This is a genomic window from Klebsiella sp. I138, from assembly GCF_051131765.1.
GTDB lineage: Bacteria > Pseudomonadota > Gammaproteobacteria > Enterobacterales > Enterobacteriaceae > Klebsiella.
The window spans coordinates 3,992,761-4,010,406 of the sequence record NZ_CP180447.1 but is presented as its reverse complement, the minus strand read 5'-3'; the positions used below and the strand labels follow the sequence as shown (position 1 = coordinate 4,010,406).

Below are 17,646 nucleotides of genomic sequence, written 5' to 3'. Positions count from 1 at the left end.
TCATCTTGTCTGAATATTCCTCACTCTTTACGCAGATTTTTCTATTGACGCCTGCGCTGTTTTCCGTCATTTTTACATCTGGACGTCTAAACGTATAGAAGTTCGCGACACAACAAACAATAAAATGCGATTGATGAGGTAAGGTATGAGCTTTTTTCACGCCAATCAGCGGGAAGCCCTGAATCAGAGCCTGGCTGAAGTACAGGGCCAGATTAACGTGTCCTTTGAATTCTTCCCGCCGCGTACCAGTGAAATGGAGCAAACCCTGTGGAAGTCCATCGATCGCTTAAGCAGCCTGAAGCCAAAGTTTGTCTCGGTGACTTACGGCGCCAACTCTGGCGAGCGCGATCGTACCCACAGCATCATCAAAGGCATTAAAGAGCGTACTGGCCTGGAAGCTGCGCCGCATCTGACCTGTATTGACGCCAGCCGCGATGAACTGCGCACGATTGCGCAGGACTACTGGAACAACGGCATTCGCCACATCGTGGCCCTGCGTGGCGATCTGCCTCCGGGCAGCGGTAAGCCCGATATGTACGCGGCTGACCTGGTGACGCTGCTGAAAGAGGTCGGCGATTTTGATATCTCCGTTGCGGCCTATCCTGAAGTTCACCCGGAAGCCAAAAGTGCGCAGGCGGATCTGCTGAACCTGAAGCGCAAAGTTGATGCGGGCGCTAACCGCGCAATTACCCAGTTCTTCTTTGATGTGGAAAGCTATCTGCGCTTTCGCGATCGCTGCGTATCCGCCGGTATCGACGTCGAGATTATTCCAGGCATCCTGCCGGTTTCTAACTTCAAACAGGCGAAAAAATTTGCCGATATGACCAACGTCCGTATCCCGACCTGGATGTCTAAAATGTTTGAAGGTCTGGATAACGATGCGGAAACCCGCCAACTGGTCGGGGCGAATATCGCCATGGATATGGTGAAGATTTTAAGCCGCGAAGGGGTGAAGGATTTCCACTTCTACACGCTGAACCGCGCTGAGATGAGCTACGCCATTTGCCACACGCTGGGCGTGCGTCCGGCGGTATAAAAAAATGGCCCTCATCGAGGGCCATCCTGTTTTATTCCCATTCCTGCAGGAAACGCTGTCCGTACTGATCGGCAACTAGCAGCGCGGCGTAGACTTCATCTGCGGTCGCGCCGCCGGGCATGTTGTGGATAGTTTCGCCCTCTGCGCAGGCCGCTTCCGCGACGGTACGCATTTTGCCGGGAATATCCCCTTTAATATCCAGCTGCGCCAGAGTGATCGGCAGACCCACGCTGTGACACAGCGCGGCTACGGTTTCAATCTCTTCCACCGGGGCATTTTCCAGAACCAGCTGCGTCAGGGTCCCAAAAGCAACTTTTTCACCGTGATAGTAGTGGTGTGCGTCCGGAATAGCGGTCAGACCGTTATGGATGGCGTGGGCGGCAGCCAGGCCGCCGCTTTCGAAACCGACGCCGCTCAGATAGGTGTTGGCCTCAATGACTTTCTCCAGCGCCGGCGTGACGACGTGTTGTTCCGCCGCCAGCATCGCTTTTTCGCCTTCCTCAATCAGCGTGTTGTAGCACAGTTCGGCCAGCGCCAACGCCGCCTGAGTGCATTTACCTCCGGCCATTGTGGTGGCGCCGCTGCGTGAACAGGCGCGAGCTTCAAACCAGGTGGCCAGCGCATCACCAATACCCGCTGCCAGCAGGCGCGGTGGCGCTCCGGCGACGATTTGCGTATCGACAATCACCATGTTCGGGTTGCGCGGCAGCATCAGGTAGCTGTCAAACTCGCCCTCGTCGGTATAGATAACCGAGAGCGCGCTGCAGGGAGCGTCCGTTGAGGCGATTGTCGGAGCAATCACGACCGGAAGATTCATAAAGTGGGCTAATGCTTTTGCGGTATCCAGCGTTTTCCCACCGCCGATTCCCAGCACGGCATTACAGCGGGCGGAACCGGCGATGTCGCGCAACCTATTGATTTCGCTATGTGAGCATTCGCCGCCAAACGGGACAATTTCCGCAACCAGGCCCGAATCTGTCAGGCTTTTGCGCAGCTTTTCTTCAGCAAAACCCAGGACAAATTTGTCGCCTACAATGAGCCAGCGTTCGGCCAGCGGTTTGAGATAGTTGCCAAGGCGGGTGATAGCGTTTGCGCCCTGAATGTATTTGCCTGGGGATTGAATAATGCGATCCATTTCTATTCCTCCTGGTTAATCGTGGCGCCGCCCTCTGGCGACGCGACAATCGGGTTACAGGTCCAGATTTCCAAAAGCGTTATTCCAGTCTTGCTCAAATTTCTCTATTGCTGACTCTACCGCAGGGGTGCCGAGCATTTGTTGCGCTACGTCTAAGGGAAGGGTGATAGCTTCGCAGCCGGCCAGCAGGCAATCCAGCGCCTGACGTGGGGTTTTGAAGCTGGCGGCCAGCACTTTGCTTTCCGGCGCGTGCTGCTCCAGCAGGGATTGCAGCTCCTGCACCATACGAATACCGTCACCGCCCTGGGCATCGACGCGGTTGACGTAAGGGGCGACATATTTGGCCCCCGCCAGCGCCGCCAGCAGCCCCTGAGCGGCGCTATAGACCGCGGTACCCAGCGTCGGGATACCTTCTTTCTTCAGTAATTTGATCGCGGCGAGGCCTTCCGCGGTGACCGGGATTTTCACCACAATGCCCGGGACGGCATTGCTCAGGCGTTTGGCTTCAGCCACCATGCCTTCGGCCTCGCGGCTCATGGTCTGGGCGAATAGCGTGCCATCAGGCCCGATGGCTTTTTGCAGTCGCGGGAGAACATCCCAGACGGGTGTTTTGCCTGCGGCGATAATGCTCGGGTTGGTGGTAACCCCGGCCAGCGGATAGATGCGTGCCAGGCGTTCTACTTCTGCTACGTTCGCGGTGTCCAGATAGAGTTCCATAGCCTTTCCTCGATGCTCAATTCAGTGATGTTGAGATAAGGATACGGCTTCTCACCGGCGGGTCGCCAGATGACAAATTTGCCAAAAACTGGATAAATGTACGCATTGCGATTAAGGATGATTTAGATCACATTTTCCTGCTATATCCGGTGAGCCTGGGCAGTATCAGTGGATTAACACGATGGGCTACTTACAAAAATCTAGTTTCTGTTTAACGCGGCTTCTCCGTCAGCTGGCTGTGGTACTGGCGGCGATACTCGGAGGGCGAACGTTCGGTATTTTTACGAAACAGGCGGCAGAAATAGTTACTGTCGGCAAAACCGCAGGCATGCGCGACATCTTTAATTTTCATGTCGTGGCCTTTTAGCAGCATCCGGGCTTGCTCGAGCCGGATGTGGTTCAGATATTCGTTAAACCCCATGGGCCCGCACTTCTGAAACAGATGGGAGAGGTAGTTTGGTGAGAGATAAAATTCCTGGGCGACCGACTCGCGGGTTAACGGCTCGGCGAAGTGCGCATCGATGTATTTGCGGATCGCCTCAAAGAGCGCCTGGCTGCGGGAGGCGGTTTGCACCTGGCTGCCAAGCAGGTCGGCGCAGTGGCTCAGCAGGCTGATAACGATGTAGCGCGCCGTGTGTTGCTCCTGCGGTTGCATCTGCATCTCATTGAGCGCCTGCAGCAGGAAGGAGCCCGTGCGAGGGCCGCGGCGCGGCACCTGAAGCTTATCTTCAACGTTCAGCGTATTGCCATTCCAGCATGTCAGGGTGAGTTCCACCTGCTGCTTGCCAAACACAATGCTCAGGACGGTACAGGGCGACTGCCACCGGGGAGCATTCCATCCACCGGCAGGAACAAACAGTACGTCATGCCGGGTCAGCAGCGGCGGATCGGCTGTGACGGCGGCATCGTGCAGCTGGCCTTCCAGCAGAATTTCAAGATGTGGGAAATCAGCTTTCTGCACGTTATCAGAGGCCGGGCGGTTTTCGGTGGCAAATCGGATCTGGCGGATTGCCGCCGGGCCTTTGATTAAAGCGTCGATGCGTTGATTGATATCGGTATCCATTCTTGCTCCGTAGAGGGCGCCACATTTTTATCATACCGGACAGAGTGAAAAGGGTAAAAGTCAGACGGCAATGATGGGGAGCGTATTGCAGAATATATATGATATGTTATATCGTAACATATCATTGCAAGCGTTAACTCAGGAGAGAGTCATGACCAAAAAGATTTCTGCCCTTGCGCTGGGCGCCGGCATGTTGTTAGCCAGTACTCAGACCTTTGCTCACGGCCATCATAGTCATGGACCCGCATTAACAGAGGCAGAGGTTAAGGCCAGCGAGGGTGTTTTTGCCGATAAAGACGTTAAAGATCGGCCATTAAGCGATTGGGATGGGGTCTGGCAGTCGGTGAATCCATACCTGCTGAACGGCGATTTGGATCCGGTGCTGGAGCAAAAAGCCAAAAAAGCGGGTGGCAAGAGCGTGGCGGAATATCGGGAATATTATAAAAAAGGGTATGCCACCGACGTAGACCAGATTGGGATCGAAGATAACGTGATGGAATTCCACGTTGGTAAAACCGTCAATGCCTGTAAATACGCCTATTCCGGCTATAAAATCCTGACCTACGCTTCCGGCAAGAAAGGCGTGCGTTACTTGTTCGAATGTCAGCAGGCGGAGTCAAAAGCACCGAAATTCGTTCAGTTCAGCGATCATATTATCGGGCCGCGCAAATCACAGCACTTCCACATCTTTATGGGCAATGACTCGCAAGAGGCGTTGCTGAAAGAGATGGATAACTGGCCGACCTATTATCCGTATGCGCTGCATAAAGAGCAGATTGTTGACGAGATGCTGCACCACTAATAAAAATCCCCGGTCACGTGATGCTGACCGGGGACATCGTAGCCGGATAAGGTGCTATCCGCTATTTCCCGGCAAACATCGCGTTGCCGGGGACGGCTGAGAGCTTAGCCGGTATTGCGCATCCCGGCTGCAACGCCCGCAATGGTCACCATCAGCGCTTGTTCTACGCGCGGATCCGGCTCTTTACCTTCTTCTTCAGCCAGACGTGAACGGTGCAGCAGCTCTGCCTGCAGGACGTTCAGCGGATCGGTATAGATATTACGCAGCTGGATAGACTCTGCGATCCACGGCAGGTCGGCCATCAGGTGTGAGTCGTTAGCAATATCGAGCACCACGTTGATCCCGTTGGACAGCAGCTCGCGCAGTTCCGCGCCCAGCTTCCACAGCTCGGGTTTAACCAGTCGCTGATCGTAGTATTCCGCCAGCCACAGGTCGGCCTTCGAGAACACCATTTCCAGCATGCCGAGGCGGGTAGAGAAGAACGGCCAGTCGCGACACATGGTTTCCAGTTCGTTCTGCTTACCATCTTCCACCACTTTTTGCAGCGCGGTGCCCGCGCCCAGCCAGGCTGGCAGCATCAGGCGGTTCTGTGTCCAGGCAAAAATCCATGGAATGGCACGCAGGGACTCGACACCCCCGGTGGCGCGGCGTTTTGCCGGACGAGAGCCGAGCGGCAGTTTACCCAATTCCTGCTCCGGTGTAGCAGAGCGGAAATAAGGCACAAAGTCTTTATTTTCACGTACGTAGCCGCGATACATTTCACACGAAATGTCCGACAGCTCGGCCATGATATGACGCCATTCCGGCTTGGGTTCCGGCGGCGGCAGCAGGTTGGCTTCGAGAACCGCGCTGGTGTACAGCGACAGGCTGCTGATGGTGACTTCCGGTAGGCCGTACTTAAAGCGGATCATCTCGCCCTGTTCCGTTACGCGCAGGCCGCCCTTCAGGCTTCCCGGAGGCTGAGAAAGCAGAGCTGCGTGCGCCGGAGCACCGCCGCGACCGATAGAGCCACCGCGCCCGTGGAACAGCGTGAGTTCAATACCGGCTTTTTCGCAGGTTTTGATCAACGCATCCTGTGCCTGGTATTGCGCCCAGGACGCTGCCATAACGCCGGCATCTTTCGCGGAGTCAGAATAGCCAATCATGACCATCTGTTTGCCCTGAATAAAGCCGCGATACCAGTCGATATTCAGCAACTGGGTCATCACGTCATTGGCGTTGTTCAGATCGTCCAGAGTTTCAAACAGCGGCGCGACTGGTAAAGCGAAGCCGATACCGGACTCTTTCAACAGCAGGTGAACCGCCAGCACGTCGGACGGGGTCTTCGCCATGGAGATCACGTAAGCGGCGATGGATCCGCGCGGCGCTTCGGCGATCACCCGGCAGGTGTCGAGCACTTCACGGGTTTCATTGCTTGGCTCCCACTGGCGTGGCAGCAGCGGACGTTTGGAGTTCAGTTCACGGATCAGGAACGCCTGTTTGTCGGCCTCTGACCAGCTTTCATAATCGCCGATGCCGAGATAGCGGGTCATTTCGCCCAGCGCTTCGGTATGACGGGTACTTTCCTGACGAATATCGATACGTACCAGCGGTACGCCGAATGATTTCACGCGACGCAGGGTATCGAGCAGCTCGCCGTTGGCGATAATGCCCATGCCGCAGGACTGCAGCGACTTATAGCAGGCGTAGAGCGGTTCCCACAGCTGCTCGTTCTGGGTAATCAGGCCAGCAGGCTTCGGCAACTTTTGCCCTTTCAGGCGCGCTTCCAGCCAGGCCTGGGTTTCCATCAGCTGGGTACGCAGCTTTTTCATCAGATAGCGATACGGTTCCTGCGCGCCTTCCGCGCCAGCCAGCTCCCGCAGCTCGTCGGTACATTCGACCATCGACAGTTCGGAAATGAGCAGCTGAATATCTTTCAGGAACAGGTCTGTTGCTTTCCAGCGGCTGAGCAGCAGCACGTGGCGGGTAATATCGGCGGTGACATTCGGGTTACCGTCGCGATCGCCGCCCATCCAGGAGGTGAAACGGACTGGGACGAAGTCCACCGGCAGCTGATAGCCAAGGTTCTCTTCCAGCTGTTCGTTCAGCTCGCGCAGGTAGTTCGGTACCCCTTCCCACAGGCTGTTTTCAACAACGGCAAAACCCCATTTGGCTTCATCAACCGGCGTCGGGCGGTATTTACGGATTTCATCTGTATGCCATGACTGGGCAATCAGCTGGCGCAGACGGCGCATCAACTGGTGGTGCTCATAATCAGCGATATCTTTGTTATCAAGCTGCTTCAGGCAGTTGTTCACTTCCACCATTTTGTGGATCAGCGTACGGCGGGTGATCTCGGTGGGGTGAGCGGTAAGTACCAGCTCCAGAGACAGGGCTTCCACCGCTTTCTTAATGGTCTCTTCGTTGAGATGAGGTTCGTCTTTGAGCTTTCTCAGGGTGCGGGCAATCACTTCCGGATTGCTGGCCGCTTCGCCGTTTGGCGAAATACTGTGGTATTGCTCCGCGGTATTCGCGAGATTCAGAAACTGGCTGAAGGCGCGTGCGACCGGCAGTAGCTCGTCGTTGGACAAGTTTTGCAGCGTGGTGAGCAATTCCTGGCGGTTGGCTTCATTGCCGGCGCGAGAAGACTTGGACAATTTACGGATAGTTTCGACACGATCAAGAATGTTCTCTCCAAGTGCATCCTTGATGGTATCGCCTAGCACCTTACCGAGCATACTGACATTACTACGCAAAGCGGAATATTGTTCGTTCATGTTACCCCAGACACCCCATCTCATTTTATTTTGTTATACCCGGCACTCTGCAGCGGTGAGCATCGGATAAGCAGCCGTCTTTTATAAAGCCACGTAAAAACCCCCACGTCAATTGTTGCGAAATCGCTTCAGCAAACGAATAAATGGCGACAATTTGCGAAATTTAACTCAGAGGTTCCCTGATAAGCGTTGCTTATGGAAATGTGACCAGAATCACCGTCCCGCCCCAGGAAAGAAGGCGGGAACCGGCGGCTTTTAGTGCCAGCAGAAATGGTGGACAACCTGCGTAATAAGCTCCCGGGTTGGCTTAATAAAGCGGGTTTCCAGATATTCGTCCGGCTGGTGGGCCTGATTAATGGAGCCAGGACCTAAAACCAGGGTCGGGCAGAGGGTCTGAATAAACGGTGCCTCAGTACAGTAGTTCACGACTTCCGTTTGCGCGCCGAGCAGCTTTTCCACGACCTGAACCAGCTGGTGGTCCGGCGGGCATTCGTAACCCGGAATTGGCGGGTGAAGTTCGGAGACGGTCAGGCGGCCCGGCCAGCGCTCGCTAACCGGTGCCAGCGCCTCATCCAGCAGCCCGTTGAGATCGTTGAGTGTCATGCCGGGCAGCGGGCGAATATCCATATGCAATTCGCAGCAGGCGCAGATGCGATTTGACGCGTCGCCGCCGTGGATTGCCCCGAGGTTGAGCGTCGGATACGGTACGGTGAAAGCGGCGTAGTGATAGCGTTCTTTCAGCGAATCGCGCAGCTGCATGATGCGGCCAATGGCATCGTGCATCAGCTCAATGGCGTTGACGCCACGCGCCGGATCGCTGGAATGGCCGGACTGCCCCTGGATACGAATCGCGTTGGACATATGGCCTTTGTGCGCGCGCACCGGCTGCAGCGATGTCGGCTCGCCAATGATTGCGCAGTCCGGGCGCAGCTGGGTTGTTTCGGCAAAGTATCGGGCGCCGGCCATGCTGGTCTCTTCATCGGCAGTGGCCAGGATGTAGAGCGGCTTTTTCAACTGACTGACATCGACATCGCGCAAGGCATCAAGAATAAAGGCGAAAAAGCCTTTCATATCGGCGGTGCCAAGGCCGTACAGCTTGTTGTCGTGTTCGGTGAGGGAGAAGGGATCGCGGGTCCAGCGGCCGTCATCGAAGGGGACGGTATCGGTATGTCCGGCGAGCAGCAGGCCGCCAGCGCCGTGGCCGGTACTGGCCAGCATATTGAATTTGTTGCGCGTATCCGGTACCGGCTGAACTTCCACATTGAAGCCAATTTCGCGGAACCAACCGGCGAGCAAATTGATTAAAGTCTCATTACTTTGATCCAGCGCCTCTTCGGTTGCGCTGATGGAAGGTGTGGCGATCAATGCGCGGTAAATCTCGATAAAGGGCGGTAAATTGTTTTTCATTGTTGACACACCTCGGGTCATGATAGTATCAATATTCATGCAGTATTTGTGAATAAAAATACATTATCGTTGAGCGTAAGAAAACCCATAAAATGTAGGGAAAGTGCTTACGGCTTAACAGGGTGAGGAAGAGAGATGCTTCCTGGGCAAATATGACGTAAGAAGGTGAAGAGCCCCGATGTTGAAGACGCTGATTGTGGGTGCCAGCGGTTATGCCGGCGCAGAGCTAGTGACCTATGTAAATCGCCATCCTCATATGACCATAACCGCTTTGACGGTCTCCGCGCAAAGCAATGATGCAGGGAAATTCATTTCCGATTTGCATCCGCAGCTGAAAGGCATTGTGGATTTACCCTTGCAGCCGATGTCAGATATCAGCGAATTTAGCGCCGGGGTCGATATCGTCTTCCTCGCCACCGCGCATGAAGTGAGCCACGACCTCGCGCCGCAGTTCCTGGCCGCAGGCTGCGTGGTGTTCGACTTATCCGGTGCCTTCCGGGTGAACGACGGTGCGTTCTACGAAAAATATTACGGCTTTACGCATCAGCATCCGGCCCTGCTTGAACAGGCGGTTTACGGGCTGGCTGAGTGGAGCGTCGACAAACTGAAAGAGGCGAATTTAGTCGCTGTGCCTGGCTGCTATCCGACGGCAGCTCAGCTGTCGCTGAAGCCGCTGATCGATGCGGGCCTGCTGGATCTTAACCAGTGGCCGGTGATCAATGCGACCAGCGGCGTTAGCGGCGCAGGTCGCAAAGCGGCAATTGGCAATAGCTTCTGTGAAGTCAGCCTGCAGCCGTATGGCGTGTTCAACCATCGTCATCACCCCGAAATCGCAACCCACCTTGGCACCGAAGTGATTTTCACGCCTCATCTCGGCAATTTTAAACGTGGGATTCTGGAAACCATTACCTGCCGTCTGAAGCCAGGCGTCAGCAAAGAGCTGGTTGCCGAAGTGTTCCAGCAGGCGTATGCCGATAAGCCGTTGGTTCGTTTATACGATAAAGGCGTGCCCGCATTGAAAAACGTCGTAGGTCTGCCATTCTGTGATATCGGTTTTGCGGTTCAGGACCAGCATATTATCGTGGTAGCTGCGGAAGATAACCTGTTGAAAGGCGCAGCGGCGCAGGCAGTACAGTGCGCGAATATTCGTTTCGGCTTCGCTGAAACGCAGTCTCTTATTTAAGGTGTGATGATGAACCCATTAATTATCAAACTCGGCGGCGTTTTACTCGACAGCGAAGAAGCGCTGGAGCGCCTGTTTACCGCGCTGGTGAATTACCGTGAAACGCATCATCGCCCGCTGATTATCGTGCACGGCGGCGGCTGCGTGGTGGATGAGCTGATGAAGCAGCTCAACCTGCCGGTGAACAAGAAAAACGGTCTGCGGGTAACGCCGGCGGATCAAATCGACATTATTACCGGTGCGCTGGCGGGTACCGCCAATAAGACGCTGCTGGCATGGGCGAAAAAACACCACATTGCGTCCGTTGGCCTGTTCCTTGGCGATGGCGAAAGCGTTAAGGTCACTCAGCTGGATGAAGAGCTGGGCCACGTTGGCCTGGCGCAGCCGGGTTCACCGGCGCTGATTAACACGCTGCTGGCAGGGGGCTATCTGCCGGTGGTCAGCTCTATCGGCGTCACCGATGAAGGGCAACTGATGAACGTCAATGCTGACCAGGCGGCTACCGCACTGGCGGCGACGCTCGGCGCAGATTTGATTCTGCTTTCCGATGTCAGCGGCATTCTCGATGGCAAAGGTCAGCGCATTGCGGAAATGACCGCGGCGAAGGCGGAGCAATTGATCGAGCAAGGTATTATCACTGACGGCATGATCGTGAAGGTCAATGCGGCGCTGGATGCGGCGCGGGCGCTGGGTCGTCCGGTGGATATCGCCTCCTGGCGCCACGCGGAACAGCTGCCGGCACTGTTTAATGGCACGGCCATTGGCACGCGTATTCTGGCGTAATATTTCATGCCCGGCGGCGCACAGTTTGCCGGGCCTACAAGACTGTAGGTTGGGCGAGCGCAGTGCTGCCCGACAGAACTAAACGAATTTAAGGAAATAGTTATGGCACTTTGGGGCGGGCGTTTTACTCAGGCAGCAGATCAGCGGTTCAAGCAGTTCAACGACTCTTTGCGCTTCGACTATCGCCTGGCGGAGCAGGATATCGTTGGCTCCGTTGCCTGGTCTAAAGCGCTGGTGACGGTTGGTGTTCTGAGTGCCGCCGAGCAGCAGCAGTTGGAAGAGGCGTTAAGCGTGCTGCTGGAAGAGGTGCGGGCGAACCCGCAGCAAATTCTGGAAAGCGATGCGGAAGATATTCACAGCTGGGTGGAAGGCAAGCTTATCGACAAAGTGGGCCAACTGGGCAAGAAATTGCATACCGGACGCAGCCGTAACGATCAGGTAGCAACCGATCTGAAGTTGTGGTGTAAGGATACCGTTGCCGAGCTGCTCTCTGCCAACCGCCAGCTGCAAAGTGCGCTGGTGGAGACGGCGCAGAACAACCAGGATGCCGTTATGCCGGGTTACACTCACCTGCAGCGCGCGCAGCCGGTGACGTTTGCCCACTGGTGCCTGGCCTACGTTGAGATGCTGGCGCGGGATGAAAGCCGCCTGCAGGATACTCTGAAGCGCCTGGACGTCAGCCCTCTTGGCTGCGGTGCGCTGGCGGGTACCGCCTATGATATCGATCGCGAGCAGCTGGCCGACTGGCTGGGTTTTGCCACGGCGACCCGCAATAGCCTGGACAGCGTTTCTGACCGTGACCATGTGCTGGAGCTGCTCTCCGATGCGTCGATTGGCATGGTCCATCTGTCACGCTTCGCCGAAGATCTGATTTTCTTTAATACGGGTGAGGCCGGGTTTATTGAACTGTCCGATCGCGTCACTTCCGGCTCCTCGCTGATGCCGCAGAAAAAGAACCCGGATGCACTTGAGCTGATCCGCGGGAAATGTGGCCGCGTCCAGGGCGCCCTGACCGGCATGATGATGACCCTGAAAGGCCTGCCGCTGGCCTACAACAAAGATATGCAGGAAGACAAAGAAGGGCTGTTCGACGCGCTCGATACCTGGCTTGATTGTCTGCATATGGCGGCGCTGGTGCTTGATGGTATTCAGGTCAAGCGTCCGCGTTGCGCAGAGGCGGCACAGCAGGGATATGCGAATGCGACCGAGCTGGCAGATTATCTGGTGGCGAAAGGCGTACCGTTCCGTGAAGCGCACCATATCGTCGGGGAAGCGGTTGTCGAGGCCATCGCTCAGGGGAAACCACTGGAAGATTTGGCGCTGGCCGATCTGCAGAAGTTTAGCAGCGTGATTGCCGATGATGTTTATCCGATTCTGTCGCTGCAGTCTTGCCTGGATAAACGTCTGGCTAAAGGCGGCGTCTCGCCGAAGCAGGTCGCACAGGCGATTGCTGACGCGAAACAGCGTCTGGTGTAAATCCTGTCGTCCCGGGGCTGATGCCTGTGGGACAGATGAGATAAGAAGCTCGGGCTATGTCCGGGCTTTTTTATGCAAAAAAAAGCGGACACAAGGTCCGCAAAAGTTCACGTTGGCTTTAGTTGTTCGGTCAGGGAATGCGCTGAGGCGGTGTCGTGATTTTCTGACTTTCGCCTCGTTTCTGGGTTTATTATTGAACAGAAAACTTGATAGGGATAATCGTTCGTTGCTATGCTATCTATCGCCATGAACTATCATGGCGACGGAGGATGAATAATGAATATTCGCGATCTTGAATACCTGGTTGCGCTAGCCGAGCACCGCCACTTCCGGCGCGCGGCGGACTCCTGCCACGTCAGCCAACCCACGCTTAGCGGTCAGATCCGCAAGCTGGAGGATGAACTTGGGGTCATGTTGCTGGAGCGCACCAGCCGTAAGGTTCTGTTTACCCAGGCCGGACTGTTGCTGGTAGATCAGGCGCGTACCGTGTTACGCGAAGTCAAAGTGCTCAAGGAAATGGCAAGTCAACAAGGTGAGACCATGTCCGGGCCGCTGCATATTGGCCTGATTCCGACCATTGGCCCTTACCTGTTGCCACAAATAATACCGATGCTGCACCAGACTTTTCCAAAGCTGGAAATGTACCTGCATGAAGCACAAACGCATCAACTGCTGGCCCAGCTGGACAGCGGTAAGCTCGACTGCGCGATCCTCGCGCTGGTGAAAGAGAGCGAGGCCTTTATCGAGGTACCGCTGTTTGAAGAGCCGATGATGCTGGCAATTTACGAAGATCACCCGTGGGCAAATCGCGATCGCGTACCGATGTCTGATTTAGCCGGAGAAAAGCTGCTGATGCTGGAAGATGGCCACTGCCTGCGCGATCAGGCGATGGGTTTCTGTTTTGAGGCCGGCGCGGATGAAGATACGCATTTCCGCGCGACCAGTCTTGAAACGCTGCGCAATATGGTGGCTGCAGGTAGCGGCATCACGCTGCTGCCGGCGTTGGCGGTGCCGCAGGAGAGAAAACGCGATGGCGTGGTGTACATCCCGTGCATTAAGCCGGAGCCGAGACGTACTATCGGGTTGGTTTACCGCCCCGGTTCACCGCTGCGTAGCCGCTACGAACATCTGGCGGAGGCCATCCGCAGCACCATGGATGGCCATTTCGACAAGCCGTTAAAACAGGCGGTTTAAGCCATTTAAAGCGGCGACCCTATAGGCTTCCGCCATGGTCGGGTAGTTAAAGGTGGTGTTAACGAAGTACTCAATGGTGTTGCCACCACCTTTTTGCTCCATAATCGCCTGGCCGATATGAATAATCTCGGCCGCGCGTTCGCCAAAGCAATGAATCCCAAGGATCTCTTTCGTTTCTCTATGGAACAAGATCTTCAGGGTTCCCACGCTCATACCGACAATTTGCGCCCGTGCCAGATGTTTAAACTGCGCGCGACCCACTTCGTATGGCACTTTCATGGCCGTCAGCTGCTGCTCGGTTTTACCCACGGAGCTGATTTCCGGGATGGTGTAGATCCCGGTCGGGATATCTTCAATCAGGTGGGCAGAAGCCTCACCCTTAATCAGCGCTTGTGCGGCGATGCGTCCCTGATCGTAGGCGGCTGATGCCAGGCTCGGATAGCCGATGACATCGCCGACGGCATAGATATGCGGCAGCGCGGTCTGGTACATGCTGTTGACTTTGAGCTGGCCGCGGCTATCGGTTTTCAGACCAATATTTTCCAGTGCCAGGGAATCGGTGTTACCGGTACGGCCATTGGCGTACAGCAGACAATCGGCTTTCAGTTTCTTACCCGATTTCAAATGCATAATCACGCCATCATCGACGGCTTCAATTTTCTCGTACTCTTCGTTGTGGCGAATCACCACACCGCTGTTCCAGAAGTGATAGGAGAGGGAGTCGGACATCTCCTGATCGAGGAACGCCAGCAGGCGGTCGCGGGTGTTGATCAGGTCGACCTTCACCTCCATGCCACGGAAAATAGACGCGTATTCACAGCCAATAACCCCGGCGCCGTAGATGATCACGTGACGTGGTTCGTGCTGCAGGCTGAGAATCGAATCGCTGTCGTACACGCGCGGATGGGAAAAATCGACATCGGCCGGATGATACGGGCGGGAGCCGCAGGCGATGACGAATTTCTCCGCGGTTATCGTTTCGACGGTGCCGTCGTGACATTCCAGGGCGAGCGTGTGTTCATCAACAAAGTGCGCGTTGCCCTGCAGTATTTCGCAGTGGTTACGCTCATAGAAACCCTGACGCATATGGGTTTGCTGGTTAATGACGCTGTCGGCATGGTTAAGAATGTCGGCGAAAGAAGAACGAAGAAGGCGGGAGTGGTCGCTGTAGAGGGGGTTTTGGTTAAATTCGATAATACGACTGACGGCATGGCGGAGGGCTTTCGACGGGATGGTGCCCCAATGGGTACAGCCGCCGCCGACGTTATGATAGCGCTCGATAACGGCAACGCGCGCTCCCTGCTTAACCAGCCCCATTGCGGCACCTTCACCGCCAGGGCCGGAGCCAATGACTATTGCATCATAATCCCAAGAGTGTGACATGGCATTACTCACCTGTTTTATACATAAAATAAACACGATGATAACATTCGCCGGGCTTTAACCCAATTATCGTTGTGCTTTTTTGCGGCCTAAAAGCAGATTCGGCTCGTAAACAATCATTCACAAACCAGTGTAAACCGATTAGTTTTAATCTCTGGTATAGTGCCAGCAGGTCTATTGGAAGGATTCAGACATCGTGATGGGCGTAAGAGCGCTACAAAAAGAGAAAACCCGGCGTTCGCTGGTCGAAGCCGCATTCAGCCAGCTTAGTGCTGAACGGAGTTTCGCCAGCTTGAGTTTGCGAGAAGTTGCGCGCGAGGCGGGGATTGCACCGACGTCCTTTTATCGCCATTTTCGTGATGTTGACGAACTCGGTCTGACGATGGTCGACGAGAGTGGACTCATGCTACGCCAGCTGATGCGCCAGGCGCGGCAGCGTATCGCCAAGGGCGGCAGCGTGATTCGCACCTCTGTTTCTACATTCATGGAATTTATAGGTAACAACCCAAACGCTTTCCGTCTTTTATTACGGGAACGTTCTGGCACATCCGCGGCGTTTCGTGCCGCCGTGGCGCGTGAAATTCAACATTTCATTGCGGAACTTGCCGATTATTTAGAAATCGAAAACCATATGCCGCGTGCCTTTACTGAAGCGCAGGCTGAAGCTATGGTCACTATCGTTTTCAGCGCGGGCGCTGAGGCGCTGGACGTCGGCCCTGAACAACGCCGGCAGCTGGAAGAGCGACTGGTACTGCAGCTCAGAATGATCTCGAAAGGCGCGTATTACTGGTATCGCCGCGAACAAGAAAAAATGTCAAATCATTCCGAATAACGTGAAGGACGAGCAATGAAACACTCAGTTCAAGATAAAGGTACGCTGCTGCTGGCGCTGATCGCTGGTTTGTCCATTAATGGAACCTTCGCCGCGCTGTTCAGCTCGATCGTTCCCTTTTCCATCTTCCCGGTACTGTCTCTGCTACTGACGATTTACTGTCTGCATCAGCGCTACCAGAACCGCAGTATGCCCGTTGGGCTGCCTGGCCTGGCTGCCGCCTGTTTTATTCTGGGCGTTTTGCTGTATAGCACCGTCGTGCGTGCGGAATATCCGGATATCGGGTCTAACTTCTTCCCGGCCGTGCTGTCGGTGATCACCGTGTTCTGGATCGGCTACCGGATCCGTAACCGCAAGGATACTGCGGCAGAGTAAGCCCGCAGCTGTTACCCGGCAAACATCATGTTGCCGGGTTTCCCGCTTACTTTTTCGTGAGCAAAACGCCACATTCCATATGATGGGTGTACGGGAACTGATCGAACAGTGCCAGGCGCGTGACGTCGTGGGTCTGACTTAAGGTTTCCAGGTTCTGGCACAGAGTCTCCGGATTACAGGAGATGTACAGAATTCGCGGATACGCCTGCACCATCTTCTCCGTTTCGCTATCCAGCCCGCTACGCGGCGGATCGACAAAAATCGTCTCACACTGATAGCTTTGCAGGTCGATACCCTGCAGGCGGTTAAACTCCCGCACGCCGTTCATGGCCTGAGTAAACTCTTCCGCCGCCATACGGATGATCTGTACGTTATCAATATGGTTAGCCGCAATGTTGTACTGCGCCGCCGCGACCGACGGTTTGGCTATTTCTGTTGCCAGTACGCGATCAAAATTGCGCGCCAGCGCCAGGGAGAAGTTGCCGTTGCCGCAGTACAGCTCGAGTAAATCACCCGTTGCCTCTTTGGTGGCGTCCAGCGCCCATTCCAGCATCTGAATATTCATGGCGGCATTGGGCTGAGTGAAGCTGTTTTCTACCTGGCGATAGATCATTTCGCGGCCGGCGACCGGCAGGCGCTCATCTAAATAGTCCTGATCGAGCTCGATTTTGGTTTTGGTAGCGCGGCCAATCAGATGCACGTTGAGGTTTTTCGCCCGTAGTGCATCGCGCAGGGCTGTGGCCTGCTGACGCCACTCGTCGTCGAGCTTCTTGTGGTACAGCAGCGACACTACGGCCTGATTGCTCATGGTCGTCAGGTAATCGACCTGGAACAGCTTATGGCGCAGAACCGGATTATCGCGTACACCATCGATAATTTCGCTCATCAACTGATTGATGAGTTCACTCGCCGCCGGAAAGCGATCAACGCGAATCCGGGATTTCGTCTGCTGGTCGAACATGATGTGGTACAGGTCGTCGCCATCGTGCCACAGACGAAACTCGGCACGCATTCGATAATGGCTGACCGGCGAACGAAACACCTCCGGAACCGGCGCGCTAAAAGGCACCATCATTTTTTGCAGACGGACGACTTTCTCTGCCAGCTGCGCTTCATATTGTTCGGTCGGAAGGTGTTCTGGGGTCATGATGCATCCTGAATAAAATAAGTACGCGGGGATTGTAGGGAAAGCGCAGGGGATGTCCAGCCCGGAAAAGGGAACAAATATAATTATAGAAGTCTGGACTTCTATATGTTTCTAATTATAGCATTGTGTAACCGGTCCTGTGAGTTAAAAGGGAATCCAGTGTAAATCTGGGGCTGACGCGCAGCGGTAAGGAAGGTGGGATGAACGCATTGTGCAGACACTGCCGATTTCAGGTGGGAAGTCCTCATCCATAACACACCCCAAGCCCGAAGACCTGCCGGAATACGTCGCATTTGGTTTCTATCATCGCGTGCTACTGATGAAACCAGCGGCATCCTTTATATGTTACGGATGCTT

15 protein-coding genes and 1 riboswitch are annotated in these 17,646 nt (G+C 55.1%); of the genes, 8 read left to right on the top strand and 7 right to left on the bottom strand.

Going from position 1 to position 17,646, the window contains the following annotated elements:
* The first annotated feature begins 145 nt into the window (after window positions 1–145).
* Window positions 146–1,036, top strand: coding sequence for a methylenetetrahydrofolate reductase (gene metF / locus ACMYSK_RS18735; protein WP_095105394.1), 891 nt, complete (start codon window positions 146–148; stop codon window positions 1,034–1,036).
* A 31-nt stretch (window positions 1,037–1,067) separates the two neighbouring features.
* Here the strand turns inward: metF and gldA are convergent, their stop codons facing one another.
* The 3 genes from gldA to ACMYSK_RS18720 all read right to left on the bottom strand — a co-directional run bounded on the left by gldA (window position 1,068) and on the right by ACMYSK_RS18720 (window position 3,951).
* Entirely contained in the window at window positions 1,068–2,171 is a 1,104-nt protein-coding gene (gldA, locus tag ACMYSK_RS18730; RefSeq protein WP_434637679.1) for a bifunctional L-1,2-propanediol dehydrogenase/glycerol dehydrogenase, read from the bottom strand.
* A gap of 54 nt (window positions 2,172–2,225) precedes the next feature.
* Window positions 2,226–2,888, bottom strand: a complete 663-nt coding sequence (gene fsa, locus ACMYSK_RS18725; protein WP_434637677.1) for a fructose-6-phosphate aldolase — start codon at window positions 2,886–2,888, stop codon at window positions 2,226–2,228.
* Between the two features lie 211 nt (window positions 2,889–3,099).
* The gene (locus ACMYSK_RS18720; protein ID WP_434637675.1) at window positions 3,100–3,951 is read right to left on the bottom strand and encodes a helix-turn-helix transcriptional regulator; all 852 of its coding nucleotides are present in this window, start codon (window positions 3,949–3,951) and stop codon (window positions 3,100–3,102) included.
* A gap of 151 nt (window positions 3,952–4,102) precedes the next feature.
* On the opposite strand from ACMYSK_RS18720, the gene zinT reads away from it, so the two are divergent.
* The gene (zinT, locus tag ACMYSK_RS18715) at window positions 4,103–4,753 is read left to right on the top strand and encodes a metal-binding protein ZinT (RefSeq protein ID WP_434637673.1); all 651 of its coding nucleotides are present in this window, start codon (window positions 4,103–4,105) and stop codon (window positions 4,751–4,753) included.
* Window positions 4,754–4,857: 104 nt separating this feature from the next.
* Here the strand turns inward: zinT and ppc are convergent, their stop codons facing one another.
* A complete protein-coding gene (gene ppc, locus ACMYSK_RS18710) occupies window positions 4,858–7,509 on the bottom strand; it encodes a phosphoenolpyruvate carboxylase (protein WP_434637671.1) in 2,652 nt (883 codons plus the stop codon).
* 255 nt (window positions 7,510–7,764) lie between these two features.
* Complete coding sequence (gene argE, locus ACMYSK_RS18705; protein WP_434637669.1) at window positions 7,765–8,916, bottom strand: acetylornithine deacetylase; 1,152 nt, start codon at window positions 8,914–8,916, stop codon at window positions 7,765–7,767.
* 178 nt (window positions 8,917–9,094) lie between these two features.
* On the opposite strand from argE, the gene argC reads away from it, so the two are divergent.
* The 4 genes from argC (at window position 9,095) to oxyR (ending at window position 13,552) form a co-directional block, all read left to right on the top strand.
* On the top strand, window positions 9,095–10,099 hold the full coding sequence (argC, locus tag ACMYSK_RS18700; RefSeq protein ID WP_434637667.1) for an N-acetyl-gamma-glutamyl-phosphate reductase: 1,005 nt from the start codon (window positions 9,095–9,097) through the stop codon (window positions 10,097–10,099).
* A 6-nt stretch (window positions 10,100–10,105) separates the two neighbouring features.
* The gene (gene argB, locus ACMYSK_RS18695; RefSeq protein WP_434637665.1) at window positions 10,106–10,882 is read left to right on the top strand and encodes an acetylglutamate kinase; all 777 of its coding nucleotides are present in this window, start codon (window positions 10,106–10,108) and stop codon (window positions 10,880–10,882) included.
* 102 nt (window positions 10,883–10,984) lie between these two features.
* Window positions 10,985–12,358, top strand: a complete 1,374-nt coding sequence (argH, locus tag ACMYSK_RS18690) for an argininosuccinate lyase (RefSeq protein WP_434637664.1) — start codon at window positions 10,985–10,987, stop codon at window positions 12,356–12,358.
* A 276-nt stretch (window positions 12,359–12,634) separates the two neighbouring features.
* Complete coding sequence (gene oxyR / locus ACMYSK_RS18685; protein ID WP_434637662.1) at window positions 12,635–13,552, top strand: DNA-binding transcriptional regulator OxyR; 918 nt, start codon at window positions 12,635–12,637, stop codon at window positions 13,550–13,552.
* Here oxyR and sthA read toward each other — a convergent pair.
* Entirely contained in the window at window positions 13,535–14,935 is a 1,401-nt protein-coding gene (gene sthA, locus ACMYSK_RS18680; RefSeq protein ID WP_434637660.1) for a Si-specific NAD(P)(+) transhydrogenase, read from the bottom strand. The genes oxyR and sthA overlap by 18 nt on opposite strands.
* Window positions 14,936–15,131: 196 nt before the next feature.
* Here sthA and fabR point away from each other — a divergent pair, with 196 nt between their 5' ends.
* Together fabR and ACMYSK_RS18670 are read left to right on the top strand one after the other, a co-directional pair.
* Window positions 15,132–15,767 (top strand): HTH-type transcriptional repressor FabR, encoded by a 636-nt coding sequence (gene fabR, locus ACMYSK_RS18675; protein WP_434637658.1) that lies wholly within the window; start codon window positions 15,132–15,134, stop codon window positions 15,765–15,767.
* 15 nt (window positions 15,768–15,782) lie between these two features.
* Window positions 15,783–16,142 (top strand): YijD family membrane protein, encoded by a 360-nt coding sequence (locus ACMYSK_RS18670; RefSeq protein ID WP_434637657.1) that lies wholly within the window; start codon window positions 15,783–15,785, stop codon window positions 16,140–16,142.
* 46 nt (window positions 16,143–16,188) lie between these two features.
* Here ACMYSK_RS18670 and trmA read toward each other — a convergent pair whose 3' ends face one another.
* On the bottom strand, window positions 16,189–17,289 hold the full coding sequence (gene trmA / locus ACMYSK_RS18665; protein WP_434637655.1) for a tRNA (uridine(54)-C5)-methyltransferase TrmA: 1,101 nt from the start codon (window positions 17,287–17,289) through the stop codon (window positions 16,189–16,191).
* 115 nt (window positions 17,290–17,404) lie between these two features.
* Window positions 17,405–17,584: riboswitch (cobalamin riboswitch) on the top strand.
* The last annotated feature ends 62 nt before the right edge of the window (window positions 17,585–17,646 follow it).